We start from the raw sequence: 12350 nt of genomic DNA on the forward strand, positions 1-12350 counted from the left end.
GAGCATGTCCATGATGACCCGGCGCAACTTGCTCAAGACCGCCGCACTGACCACGGCGTCCGGCCTGCTGGCCGCCTGCGGCTCCGATCCGGTGGCCACGGTGCCCGCCGACGGCGTGCCGCGCGGGAAGATCTCCGTCTGGCTGCACCAGACCAAGGCGTACGACGCGGTGTTCACCCCGCTGCTGCGCGGCTACATGCAGGAGTTCGGCGGCGTCGACATCACCCCGCTCTACGTGCCCGTGGACAAGCTCGACGCCAAGCTGCTGACCGCCTTCGCCGGTGACGTGCCGCCGGACCTGTTCAGGATCGGCGGCTGGACCATCCCGGGTCACGCGCGCAAGGGACGGCTGGCCCCGATCATCCCCAAGGCCATGGGCGTAGCCGACGAGAAGGCGCTGGTCCAGGACTACGACGAGCACGCGATCAGCTCGCTGTCGTACGAGGGCAGGCTCTACGGCGTCCCCACCGACTACACGATCTGCTACCTCTACTACCGCAAGGACAGGTTCGCGGCAGCCGGCCTGGATCCGGACAAGCCGCCCACGACCTGGGAGGAGGTCGCCGAATACAGCAAGCGGCTGACCTCGGCCGACGGCAAGAAGGTGGGCCTGCAGTGGATCCTGGGCAATCCGCAGTGGACGCTGATGCAGCTGCTCGCCCTGGTCAAGGGGAAGGGTGGCACGATACTCAGCCCCGACGCCGCCAAGGCGACGCTGGCCACTGACGCGGGGGTCGCGGCGCTGCGTTACTACGGGAGCCTGGGCAACCCGAAGCTGTCGAGCCCGCTGTCCGGCTTCGGGCTGTTCGCCACTGGTGAGGCGGCCATGCTGGTCTCCGGGCTGTTCGCGATGGACCTGTTCCCGACGCTGAACCCCAAGCTGACCTTCGGAAACGTCTTCGACATCGCGCCGATGCCGCGCTGGGACGCGGGCAAGCCGGTCGCCCCGGCCTACACCTGGGGCTGGGCGGTGGCCAAGCAGTCGAAGCTGCCGTACACCGCCTGGCACTTCGTCGACTACCTCCAGCGCCAGGACGTCGCGGCCAAGCAGCTCAAGGACGCCAGCATCCTCACCCCGGTCAAGGGCTGGGAGAAGTTGTCGGGCGCCGACCAGAAGGCGCTGGACATCATGGCGGACGCGGCCCCGTACGCCGACTTCGGCCCGCAGACGCCGGTGTGGAACGAGATGGCCAAGGCGCTGACCGACGCGGCCGACGCGGTGGCCTTCGGCAAGAAGACGCCCGAGCAGGCGGCGGCGGACTTCGACCAGGCCATGCGGATGACGCTGTGACGGTCTCCTTACGACTGGTGCCGCCCGTCACGCAGGTCTCGGGCAAGGGCCAGCGGTGGGCGGAGGCGCGTACCGGCGGCCTGCTGGCCCTCCCCGCGGCGGTCTACTTCCTGGTCTTCTGGCTCGTGCCGTTCGTCGCGGCCGTGTATCTCAGCTTCACCAGCTACGACTTCGCCGGGACGCCCGAATGGACCGGCCTGGACAACTACCGCAGAATGCTCGGCGACCCCGGCTTCTGGAACTCGGCCCGGGTCACCGCCCTCTACACGATCGGGTCCGTGGTCCCGTCGATTGTGCTCGGCCTGGCGATAGCCGTACCGCTGAGCAAGCCGGGCCGCTACAACGCCTTCCTCCGCGGGCTGGTCATGATCCCGGCGGCGATGCCGCTGGTGGCCACCTCGATGGTGTGGTCGGTGATCTTCGCCGACAAGGGCCTGGCGAACGCGCTGATCGGGCTCGTCGGAGCGGAGCCGAAGCCGTGGCTGACCGACGAGGGGCTCGCGCTATGGGCCCTGGTGATCATGACGACGTGGAAGCACCTCGGGCTGTTCGTGATCATCCTGACCGCCGGGTTGCAGGGGTTGCCGCTGAGCGTGTTCGAGGCGGCCGCGCTCGACGGTGCCGGTCCGATACGGGTCTTCTACCGCATCACGCTCCCGCTGCTGCGCCGCACGCTGCTGTTCGTGCTGGTCATCGCGGTGGTCGGGGCGATGCAGTCGTTCGTGCCCGCCTTCCTGCTCACCAAGGGCGGCCCGGCGGGCGCCACCGAGGTGCTGCCGCTCTACCTGTGGGCGACCGGTTTCGGGTTCGAGCGCATGGGCTACGCCTCGGCCATCGCGATGGTCCTGCTGGTGGCCATGCTGGCGCTCTCGCTCGTGCAGTTCAGGGTGCTCAGGGGAGGCGATGACGGGTGAAGGTGGTCCGCAACACGATCCTGACCCTGGTCGTGGCCGTCCTGCTGCTGCCGGTGTACGCGATGTTCGCGGTCTCGTCCGCGTCGGACGCGACCGATCTCGGCGGGTTCGGCTTCGACGTCTCCCAGCTGGGCGCGCACGTCTCGCAGCTGTTCGACCAGGGCGGCTTCCCCGTCTACCTGCGCAACAGCCTGATCCTCGCGCTCGGCATCGGCGTCCTCGAAGTGATCTTCTCCTCGGCCGCCGGATACGCGCTCGCGCAGCTCAGGTTCCCCGGCAGCCGGGTGCTGTTCGCGGTCATCGTGGGGACGCTGTCGCTGTCGCCGATCGTGGTGCTCGTGCCGATGTACCTCATCGTCAAGCAGCTGGGCTGGATCAACTCCTACCAGGGGATGATCGTGCCGTTCATGATGAGCGCGTTCGGGGTGTTCCTGGTCCGCCAGTTCGCCCTGGCCCTGCCGCATGAGCTGCTGCTGTCGGCGCGGGTGGACGGCGCGAGCGAGTTGCGGATCTTCCTCCGCATAGGAGTGCCGCTGCTGCGGCCCGCCCTGCTCACGCTCTTCCTGCTGCAGTTCCTCGCGCAGTGGGACAACCTGCTGTGGCCGCTCATCGTGGCCAACGATCCCGGCCTCTGGCCGCTGCCCGTGGGGCTCTCGCAGCTCCAGACGGAGTACGACTTCAGCATCGGCCTGGTCAGCACCGCGGCCCTGATCACGGCGGTGCCGCCGCTGGTGCTGATGTTCCTGCTGCAGCGCTACTACGTGGCGGGGCTGACCTTGGGAGGGGTACGGAAATGAGCGCGTTCGGCGCATGGACCACCGCGTACGGGCTGCCCGCCTTCGCCTACACGACGGACCAGGAGAGCGACCCGCGCGCGGAGTGGGATCCCGTCCTGGATCCGCTCACCCGGCGGCACTTCGTCCATGTCGGGAACCGGCGGATCACGCTGGTCGCGGACAACTACGGGCTCAGCGACCTGTTCGACGAGCACACCGGCCTGCTGTGGCTCACCCGTGGCACCGGCGTGACGCGCGTCGGCACCCTTTCCACCGATATTTCGACATCGGAGCGGATCTTCGGGCCGACGTTCGCGATCGTCCGGGTCGCCGACGACCGAGTGGCGCTGGACCGCACGGTGCTGTGCCCCGAGGGCGAGCACCCGTGGGTGCTGATCCGGCTGCACGTGCGCAACCTGCTGGACGAGCCGGTACGTCTGGAGCTGACCGAGGAGTGGACGGCCGGGGCGGCCCGGGTCGAGCTCATCAGCGGCGCGAAGCCGACCGAGGATCCCGGGCTGGAGCTGGAGCTCGTCGGCGGCCCCAGGACCAGGTCCGGCCGCCTGGCCGTACCCCTGGAGCTGGCGGCGGGCGGAGAGCGCCTGCTGGAGCTGCGATATGGGCTGCTGGACGACGAGACGGACGGCCGAGTTGGCGAGGTGACGGGGGCGTTCGCGAGCAGCCTCGCCGCGCTGCGCGAGCGGCTGCCGAGGGCGGTCGCGGCGCGGGCGCCCGAGGCCGAGCGGGAGGTCCCGTGGCACGCGGCGCTGCTGACCGGCGCGGCCTGCGCCGACGGCGTGCTCGGCGGGCACACCCTCGACCAGGGCTCGTGCTACTCCTTCCGGCACGGCTTCAACGGCGCCGCGCGCGACCCGCTCCAGCACGCCCTGCCGCTGGTCTACATCGAGCCGGACCTGGCCCTGTCCGTGCTGCGCAACACCTGCGCCTGGGGCGGACCCGACGGTGACCTGCCCTATGCGCTCGGACCGGACAAGCAGCCATGGACCGACCTGTTCCGGCCCTCGGACCAGAACCTGTGGGCCCTGTGGCTGGCGGCCGAATACCTGAGCGCGACGGGCGACCTGGCGGCCTTCGGCGACCCCGTGTCGTACCACCCGGTCCATGGGGCGGCGCCGGTGTCGCTCGGCGCGAACCTGCGCCGGCAGTTCAGGTTCCTCACCGACGTGGTGGGCCGGGGAGAGCACGGCCACCTGCGGATACTGAACGCCGACTGGAACGACATGGCCATCACCGAGAGCGGGGTGGACCGCGAGTTGATGATCTCCCACGGCGAGTCGGTTCTGAACTCCGCCATGGCCGCCTGGGTCCTGCCCCGCTACGCGGTCCTGGCCGAGCGGCTCGGCGACCACGCGACCGCCGCCGAGGCCCGCAAGCTCGGCGAGGAACTGCGCGAGCTGGTGGCGGGGGAGTGGAACGGCCGATGGTATCGGCGCGCGTACGGCCCGGGAGCCATCGTCGGGGAGTCCGACCTGTGGCTGGAGGTGCAGCCTTGGGCGATTCTGTGCGGCGCCGCTCCTCCTGAGCGGGCTGTGGAGCTGTTGCACACGATCGAGCGGACCTCCGCCGCCGATTCGCCGCTGGGCGCCCGGCTGCGCTGGCCCGACAAGGGCGCTTACGGCCCCGGCGGGGTCGGCACGATCTGGTACGCGATCAACATGACACTGATCTGGGCCGCCGCCGAGCACGCCCCCGAGCTGGGCTGGCAGTGGTGGCGCCGGATGTCCCTGGCCGCCCATACGGCTGCCTATCCGGACGTATGGGAAGGCACGCTGTCCGGCCCCGACGCCTACCTGGCGCCCGAGACCGAGCGGCCGGGGCGCACCTGGGACCTGGCCGACCTCGGCGTGGCCATGCAGGCGTACCCCGTCGCCAACCTGCACAGCCACTCCCAGCCGCTGCTGGCCTACCTGCGGCTGCTCGGCGTCGAGCCGTTCCGCCCGGTCGCGGCGCCCGAGGACGCCGGGTTCGCCTCGCGAGTCCTGAGGGTCGGGCTGTGACGCGGCTCGGGATCGACGTCGGCGGCACGTACACCAAATGGGTGGTTTTGGAGGGCGAGAGGGTGGTCGGCGAGGGCACCGTCCCCACGCCGCCGGACCCCGACGAGACGATGACGTTCGTGGCCTCGCTGGCCGCCCACCGGGTGGAGAGCATCGGGATCGGGCTGCCCGGCCACGTGGACCGCGACACCGGGACCGCGCTGTTCGTGCCGAACCCGCCCGGCGACTGGGACGGCTATCCGGTCGGCTCGCGGCTGGGCGCCCTGACCGGGGCGCCGGTGACCGTGGTCAACGACGCCCGCGCGTTCGGGCTCGCCGAACTGCTCCTCGGGGCGGCTCGCGGGCTGCCCGACGTGCTGTTCGCGGTGCTCGGGACCGGAGTGGGCGGGGCGGTGGCGCTGCGCGGCGGGATACTCGTCGGCCCGCGCGACAATCTCGGCGAGATCGGGCACGTCACGGTCTCCCCCTGGGGGCCGGTGTGCTGCTGCGGCAACCGGGGCTGCGTGGAGACGTTCGCCGGCGGGCCGGGCATCGTGCGGGCCTTCGGCTCCGGCTCGCCCAAGGAGGTCGCCGAGGCCGCCAGGACGGGCGACGGGCGGGCGCTGGGCGTGCTGTCCAGGGCGGGCTGGGCGCTCGGTATCGCGCTGGGCGACGCGGCGGCGTTCTTCGGCGTCGGCACGGTGGTCGTGGGCGGCGGGATCTCCGGCGCGCTCGATCTCATGCGATCCGCCCTGGACAAGGAACTTGAGCGGCGACGTCCGCTCATCGGGGAAATCGCGGTGCTACCCGCCGTACTCGGCCCGATGGCCGGGGCGATCGGTGCCGCGCTCTACGGGAGGAGATCTGGATGAAATGGATACGGCGCGCAATGGACCTGCTCGGCGAGATCGAGCGGACACAGGAGGACGCGCTCGCCGCGGCCGCTCGGACGGCCGCCGCGGCCATCGGCGGCGGGGGCGTGGTGCACACGTTCGGGACCGGACATTCGCGGATGGGTGTGGAGGAGATGTTCCCCCGCTACGGCTCCTATCCCGGCTTCCACCCCATCGTGGACCTGTCGACGACGTTCTACACGCAGGTGGCCGGGTCGAACGGGATGCGGCAGGCGATGTTCATCGAGCGGGTCGAAGGGCTCGCCGACGCCATCCTGGCCAACTTCGAGCTGCGGCCGACCGACGCGGCCATCGTGTTCAGCGTCAGCGGCCTGAACGCCGTGCCGATCGAGATGGCGATGGGGCTGCGCAAGGCGGGACTGCCCGTGGTGGCCGTCACGTCGATGCGGGAGACCACGGCCGTCGAACCCGGTCACCCCAGCGGGACCCGGCTCGCCGACCACGCCGACGTGGTGATCGACCTGTGCACCCCGGTCGGCGACGCGCTGTGCTCCGTCGACGGGCTGGCCGAGCCGGTCGGTCCGGGCAGCACGCTGGCCGCGGTCTCCGTGGTCAACGAGATCAAGGTCCGTACCGCCGAACTGCTCGTCGCGGGCGGCTGGGTCCCGCCGGTCATCTCCAGCGCCAAGCTCGTCGGCGGCCCTCGCTCGGAGGAGCTGTTCGAGGCCGCCTACCTCGAACACGCCCGCCGCGCCGCCGCCGTGCTCAGGAAACCATGAGCGCCGTACTGGTGGCCGGCTCGGACGGCGGCATCGGCCGGGCCTGCGTGGCGGCGGTCGAGGCCACCGGCGGGGCCGCCTTCGGCGTGGACCTGGCCGGCGGGATCGACATCACCACGCCGGGGCACGCGGAGAAGGCCCTGGCCCAGGCGACGGCCGCACACGGGCAGATCTCCGGCGTCGTGCACGCGGTCGGCATGTCGGGCCGCTCGCTCGGCGACGGCGGCGTGGTCGAGTGCACCGACACGGCGTGGCACGAGGTGCACCGGGTCAACCACGAGTCGGTGTTCCGGCTGCTGCGCGCGGCGATCCCCGCGATGCGGGAGGGCGGGTCGATCGTGGTGATCGGCTCGGCGCTGGCCTCGTCGCTCGACGACGACTTCCGCACCGTGGCCTACGCCTCGGCCAAGGGCGCGCTGATCCCGCTGATCAGGACCGCGGCCCGCGAGGCGGCGCCGCACGGTGTGCGGGTCAACCTGATCTCGGCCGGGCTGGTGGCCACGCCGATGAGCCGCCGCGCCCAGACCTCCGAGGCGATCAAGGCCAAGCTGCCGTCACTGATGCCGCTCGGCGCCGAGCTGTGCCAGCCGGAGGAGGTCGCCCAGGCCGTGCTGTGGCTGCTGTCCCCGTCGTCCGGACGGACCACGGGCGCGGTCATTCCCGTCGACGGAGGGTGGCACCTGCGATGAACGTCCTGTGGGAAGGCGATGTCGTGGTCGCGGGCGGAGGCAGCGCGGGGTGCGCGGCCGCCGTCGCGGCGGCGCGTGCCGGGGCGTCGTGCCTGCTGGTGGAGTCGGCGGGCTTCCTCGGCGGTACGGGTGCCGCGGTGCTCGACACCTTCTACGGCTTCTACGCCCCCGGCCCCGTCTCGCGGCGGGTCGTCGGCGGCGTCGGCTGGGAGGTGTGCGAGCGGCTCTTCGAGGCCGGGGCCGCCTTCGAGCGGCCCAACACCTACGGCGCGGGCACCGGGGTGACCTACGAGCCCGAGGAGCTCAAGCTGGTCTGGGACGAGCTGGTCCCGGACGCGCTCCTGCACGCCAGGGTCTGCGACTTCGTGCCGGGCACCGGCGTCGTCGTGGAGACCGTGGCCGGCCGGTTCCTGGTCAAGGCCTGGGTGGTGATCGACGCCACCGGGGACGCCGAGGTGGCCTGGCGGGCCGGGGCCACCCTCGAACGGCCCGGGATGCGGCTCCAGCCGATGACGGCCACGTTCCGGCTCGGCGGGGTCGATCTGTCCGCCACCAGCACGGCGGAGCTGCACGCGCTGATGGCCGACGCCGACCTGCCGAGGCGCGAGGGGTCCGTGCACCGGACCGTGAACGACGGGATCGTGCACACCAACCTCACGCGGGTGACCGGCCTCGATCCGACCGACCCGGTCGAGCTGGCGGAGGCCGAGCGGGTGGGGCGGCGGCAGGTCCGCGACTATGTCGCCTTCCTGCGGGCGAAGGTCCCGGGGTACGGCTCGGCCGTGCTGCTCAGCACGTCCGTACGTATCGGGGTACGGGAGTCACGCCGCCTGGTCGGACGATATGTCCTGACTTCTGATGATGTGTTGGCCGGGAGGGATTTTCCCGACACGATCGCGCGGTGCGGCGCGCCCATCGAGGACCACGACTCAGGGGCCGCCACCCGCTGGGAGTACGTCCACGACTTCGGCACCTATGGCATCCCTTACCGGTGCCTGCTCCCCGTCGAGGTAGACGGGCTGATCGTGGCGGGGCGCTGCCTGTCGGCCACGCACGACGCTCACGCCTCCGCCCGGTCCATGGGGCAGTGCATGGCGATGGGGCAGGCGGCGGGGACGGCCGCGGCGCTGGCCGTACAGGCCGGGGTGGAGCCCGCGGCGGTGGACGTGGAGCTGCTGCGCACGCGGCTGCGAGAAGAAGGAGCGCTTCTGTGACCGTCCGTACCGTGCTGGGAGATGTCGAGGAGCTTGGCATCACCTATGCGCACGAGCACCTGTTCATGACCGGTGGCTGGCCGGTGCGCAACGAGCCGGACTACCGGCTCGACTCCTTCGACGCGGCCGTGGTGGAGGTGACAGAGGCGCAGCGGCTGGGCCTTTCCGCGGTGGTCGAGATGACGCCGCTCGGCTTCGGCCGCAGTCCGTCCCTGATGAAGGAGCTGGCGGAGCGGACCGGGCTGCACGTGATCGCGGTGACCGGGTTCCACAAGAGCGGTTACTACAGCGACATGCACTGGATGCACCGCTACTCGGTCGACGAGATCACGGAGCTCCTCGTGGCCGAGATCGACCAGGGCATGGACGAATACGGGCTGGTGGGGCCGCTGGTGCGGCGGTCGTCGGCCCGCGCGGGCGCCATCAAGATCGCCACGGCGTACCACTCGTTCGGGCGCGGGGTGGCGCGGCTGGTCGGCGCGGTGGCCGCCGCCGCCCGGCGGACCGGGGTGCCGGTCGTCACCCATTGCGACAAGGGCACGATGGGACACGAGCTGCTCGACGCGCTGGCCTCTGAAGGGGTGGCGGCCGATCGGGTGGTGCTCGGGCACATCGACCACAATCCCGACGCCGGATATCTCGCCTCGTTGGCGGAGAGAGGGGCCTATCTGGCCTTCGACCGGCCGGGCCGCGTCAAGTACGGCCCGGACAGCGAGATCGTCACACTCGTCGCCGAGCTCGCCGAGCGCGGGCTGGGAGATCGGGTGCTGTTCGGGATGGACCTGGCGCGCAGGTCGTACTGGCCGAGCCTGGGCGGCGGGCCCGGCCTGACGTACCTTCTGGAGCGATTCGTGCCGCGGCTGGAGGCCGCGGGACTGGGCGAGGTGGCGAAGGCGGCGCTGATCGGCAACCCGCGCGCCGCCTTCGCGCTGCGCCGTTAGGGCAGGTTCTTCTCCACCTGGTTCTGCCAGTTGGCGTTGGTGTTGAGCTCCGGGGTGGTGCCGGCGAAGGCGCCCCTGGCGTAGGTGTCGCCCTGGAGCTGGTACATCAGCCAGGCCGTCACATAACCGAGGAAGCCGCCGCCCGTGCCCTGGATCGTGTTGTGGTCGGCGCCCTTGAGCTGCGCCTTCGCCGCCGCTCCCGGGACCTGGCCGTAGTACGTCTGGAGGGCCGAGTTGGGCGAGATGAGGGTGTCGTTGGCGCCGCTGACGAACAGCACCGGGCAGGCCAGCTGGTCGACATAGAACTTGTCTCCCGAACCCACCCAGATGGGCGCGGGCAGCGCGATGGGGACGACGGTGTCGATCAGGCCGCCGGACTTGGTCGCGGTGTTCACCGAGCCGCCGGCGCCCTGGGAGTGGCCGACCGCGCCGACCTTCGTCACGTCGAGCTTGCCGTAGAAGACGCTGGAGCTGTCGGTGTTCCTGGCGATCAGGTATTGGGCGGCGGCGATCATCTCCGACCCGGTGCCGGTCGTGGTGTCGGTCGAGGCGACCACGGCGAAGCCCCAGGAGGCGAGCTGGTTGAGTAACCCGGAATACTGCGTGGGCACGGCGCCCGTGCCGTTGCCCCAGGTGATGATCGGATGCTTGACGCCTCCGGCGCCGAGGTCGGCCGGGTAGTAGAGCTTGTAACCCGGGGCGTCGGCGGTCGTGACCGCCCAGGGGCCCGCGACCTTGTAGTGCGCTTCGATGGTGTCCGCGGCCTGGGCCGGTCTGGCCATGATCCCCAGCAGGACCATGATGACGGCCACGACGAGCTTCATACAGCCTCCACAAGTTGTACGGATGACCGAAACTGTCGCTTCACAAAGGACCGCTGTCAATGGTTGGATCAGCCCATGGATCACGTGCCTTCCGCCGCCGAGATGCTCGGCTGGATCGAGACCGTCGTGTCCCGGGGCATCCGGCGGCCGGGCTATCCGGCGGACGCGTGGACCGAGCGGTGGCTGGCCGAGCGGCTGACGGAGTTCGGGCTGGAGGTCTCGCTGGAGCCGGTGGAGGTGCCCCGATGGCAGCCCGGCACCGGGGTGCTGCGGCTCGACGACGGCACGGAGCTGACCGGGTTCCCGCTCCCACATACCCTGCCGACGGACGGCCTGCGCGCCAGGATCGCGCCGCTCGCCGACGCGCGGCCCGGCGACATCGCGGTGGACGAATTGGCCTTCACCGAGCTGCCGCAGTCGTACGTCAGCACGCTGGCCACGTCGTCCTACGACCCGGAGGGCGTCTTCGACACGCTCGTCCAGACCCTCCCGTTCGGACCGCGGATGATGGAGGTCGTCGAGCCCGCGCTGGAGGCGGGCGCGGCGGGCTTCATCGGGGCGCTGACCGGGCTGCCGTGGGAGACACGCGACTACTACGTGCCCTATGACGCGATCGAGCGGCCGATTCCCGGTCTGTGGCTGTCCGGGGCCGACGCCCGGCGGCTCCTGGACCGGCTGCCCTGCACGGGCGAGCTGGTCGCCCAGTCGGTCACCGACACGGTGACCACGCACAACGTGGTCGCCACGCTGCCTGGCAACTCGCCCCACACGGTCATCATCGGCTCCCACCACGACGGGCCGTGGGCCTCGGCCGTCGAGGACGCCTCGGGCATCGCGCTCGTCCTGGCCGCCGCGCGTCACTGGGCCGCTGTGCCCGTCTCGGCGCGGCCGCACAACCTGATGTTCCTGCTCACATCCGGGCACATGGCGCATGCGGCGGGCACCAGGGCGTTCATCGAGCGCCATCGCCCGGCGCTGGCCGACGTGGTGCTTCAGGTTCATCTCGAACACGCGGCGCTGCGCTGCGAGGCCGTGGACGGCGAGCTCGTCCCCACCGCGGACCCCGAGGTCAGGTGGTGGTTCACCAGCCGGGTGCCGCGGCTGGAGAAGCTGGTCGCCGAGACGCTGGCGGAGGAGGGGCTGCGGCGGTCCTTCGTACTGCCGCCCGACGTGTTCTCGCCCATGCCGCCGACCGACGGGGCGTTCTTCCATCCGGAAGGGGTGCCGCTCGTGCACTTCCTGTCGGCGCCGATGTACCTGTTCGACTCGGCCGACACTCTCGACAAGATCGATGTGGCGGGGCTGGAGCCGCTGGCCCGCGCGGCCGTGCGCATCGTGGCCGGGACCGCCGGGTGGTCACCCGGCGATTACCCGGCGCCTCAGCGGGACTGATCGAGGGCGGCCTGGGCCTTGGCGGCGTCCTCCAGGCTGAGCATGGGATGCGAGTAGATGTCGATCAGGGTCTTGGCGAGCAGTTTGTCCCCCTCCGGGCTCAGCACCTCGACACCCATGGCCCGGGACATGTGGTGGCGCAGGACGGTGACCGACAGCGCCATCGCGGTGACCGCCGCCGCCCGGGCCTTGCGGGGCACCGGAGAGGGATCGGGCCGGGTCCTGTCGTACTCCTCGATCCACTCCTCGCCCAGCCGTACGAGCTCGTCGAAGACCGCCTCGGCCCGTCCCTCGGCCAGAGCCCGCCCCACATACGCTTGGTAGGGCCCCAGGAGGGTCCGGGCGACGGCGATATAGTTCACGTCACTCGGCATGGGGTCGCTCCGGACCTGGTCGTTGATCCGGCGGATCAACTTGGCCAGATGCTCGTCGCAGGCGTCGCGCAGCGCCTCTTTGGAGCCGAAGTGGTGGCGTACCAGCCCGGAGGACACACCGGCGGTCTCGGCGATGCCCCGGATCGTGGCCCGCTCGAACCCGTGCTCGCCGAAGTGCCGCAGCGCCGCGTCGCGGATCCGGGCGCGGGCGGTGAGGTCTTCGGGGTCGGGTGCGATCGTCACGCTGCCACCTTTTGTATAGCTCGCTGCCTGCTGAGAAAGCCTACTATGCGTGCGTATAGCGG

General features: G+C 71.0%; 12 protein-coding genes. 10 read left to right on the top strand and 2 right to left on the bottom strand.

Annotated elements, in window-relative coordinates:
• Positions 1-4: 4 nt before the first annotated feature.
• Genes AB0B64_RS53145 through AB0B64_RS53185 form a run of 9 tightly spaced genes read left to right on the top strand, consistent with a single transcriptional unit; the run spans position 5 to position 9455 of the window.
• A complete protein-coding gene (locus tag AB0B64_RS53145) occupies positions 5-1291 on the top strand; it encodes an extracellular solute-binding protein (protein WP_357939232.1) in 1287 nt (428 codons plus the stop codon).
• Positions 1288-2205 carry a sugar ABC transporter permease gene (locus tag AB0B64_RS53150; protein ID WP_357939235.1) on the top strand — a complete coding sequence of 306 codons (918 nt, stop codon included), beginning with the start codon at positions 1288-1290 and terminating at the stop codon, positions 2203-2205. Before AB0B64_RS53145 ends, AB0B64_RS53150 begins: the two co-directional genes overlap by 4 nt.
• The gene (locus AB0B64_RS53155) at positions 2202-3002 is read left to right on the top strand and encodes a carbohydrate ABC transporter permease (protein WP_357939237.1); all 801 of its coding nucleotides are present in this window, start codon (positions 2202-2204) and stop codon (positions 3000-3002) included. The genes AB0B64_RS53150 and AB0B64_RS53155 overlap by 4 nt, the downstream gene beginning before the upstream one ends.
• Complete coding sequence (locus AB0B64_RS53160) at positions 2999-4999, top strand: hypothetical protein (RefSeq protein ID WP_358200769.1); 2001 nt, start codon at positions 2999-3001, stop codon at positions 4997-4999. Before AB0B64_RS53155 ends, AB0B64_RS53160 begins: the two co-directional genes overlap by 4 nt.
• Complete coding sequence (locus AB0B64_RS53165; RefSeq protein ID WP_358200782.1) at positions 4996-5850, top strand: ROK family protein; 855 nt, start codon at positions 4996-4998, stop codon at positions 5848-5850. Before AB0B64_RS53160 ends, AB0B64_RS53165 begins: the two co-directional genes overlap by 4 nt.
• Complete coding sequence (locus AB0B64_RS53170) at positions 5847-6611, top strand: sugar isomerase domain-containing protein (RefSeq protein WP_358200791.1); 765 nt, start codon at positions 5847-5849, stop codon at positions 6609-6611. The genes AB0B64_RS53165 and AB0B64_RS53170 overlap by 4 nt, the downstream gene beginning before the upstream one ends.
• Positions 6608-7300: an SDR family oxidoreductase gene (locus tag AB0B64_RS53175; protein ID WP_358200800.1), complete on the top strand. Its 693-nt coding sequence runs from the start codon at positions 6608-6610 to the stop codon at positions 7298-7300. Before AB0B64_RS53170 ends, AB0B64_RS53175 begins: the two co-directional genes overlap by 4 nt.
• Positions 7297-8514 carry an FAD-dependent oxidoreductase gene (locus AB0B64_RS53180; RefSeq protein ID WP_358200809.1) on the top strand — a complete coding sequence of 406 codons (1218 nt, stop codon included), beginning with the start codon at positions 7297-7299 and terminating at the stop codon, positions 8512-8514. Before AB0B64_RS53175 ends, AB0B64_RS53180 begins: the two co-directional genes overlap by 4 nt.
• A complete protein-coding gene (locus AB0B64_RS53185; RefSeq protein WP_358200814.1) occupies positions 8511-9455 on the top strand; it encodes a hypothetical protein in 945 nt (314 codons plus the stop codon). The genes AB0B64_RS53180 and AB0B64_RS53185 overlap by 4 nt, the downstream gene beginning before the upstream one ends.
• On the opposite strand, the gene AB0B64_RS53190 is transcribed toward AB0B64_RS53185, so the two are convergent.
• Positions 9452-10279 (bottom strand): alpha/beta hydrolase, encoded by an 828-nt coding sequence (locus AB0B64_RS53190; RefSeq protein WP_357939251.1) that lies wholly within the window; start codon positions 10277-10279, stop codon positions 9452-9454. The genes AB0B64_RS53185 and AB0B64_RS53190 overlap by 4 nt on opposite strands.
• Positions 10280-10354: 75 nt before the next feature.
• On the opposite strand from AB0B64_RS53190, the gene AB0B64_RS53195 reads away from it, so the two are divergent.
• On the top strand, positions 10355-11671 hold the full coding sequence (locus AB0B64_RS53195) for a M28 family peptidase (protein WP_357939253.1): 1317 nt from the start codon (positions 10355-10357) through the stop codon (positions 11669-11671).
• On the opposite strand, the gene AB0B64_RS53200 is transcribed toward AB0B64_RS53195, so the two are convergent.
• Entirely contained in the window at positions 11659-12288 is a 630-nt protein-coding gene (locus AB0B64_RS53200; protein WP_357939255.1) for a helix-turn-helix domain-containing protein, read from the bottom strand. The two genes, AB0B64_RS53195 and AB0B64_RS53200, sit on opposite strands and share 13 nt — an antisense overlap.
• Positions 12289-12350 lie beyond the last annotated feature (62 nt).

It is taken from the genome of Nonomuraea sp. NPDC049129 (genome assembly GCF_040648495.1).
Classification (GTDB): domain Bacteria; phylum Actinomycetota; class Actinomycetes; order Streptosporangiales; family Streptosporangiaceae; genus Nonomuraea.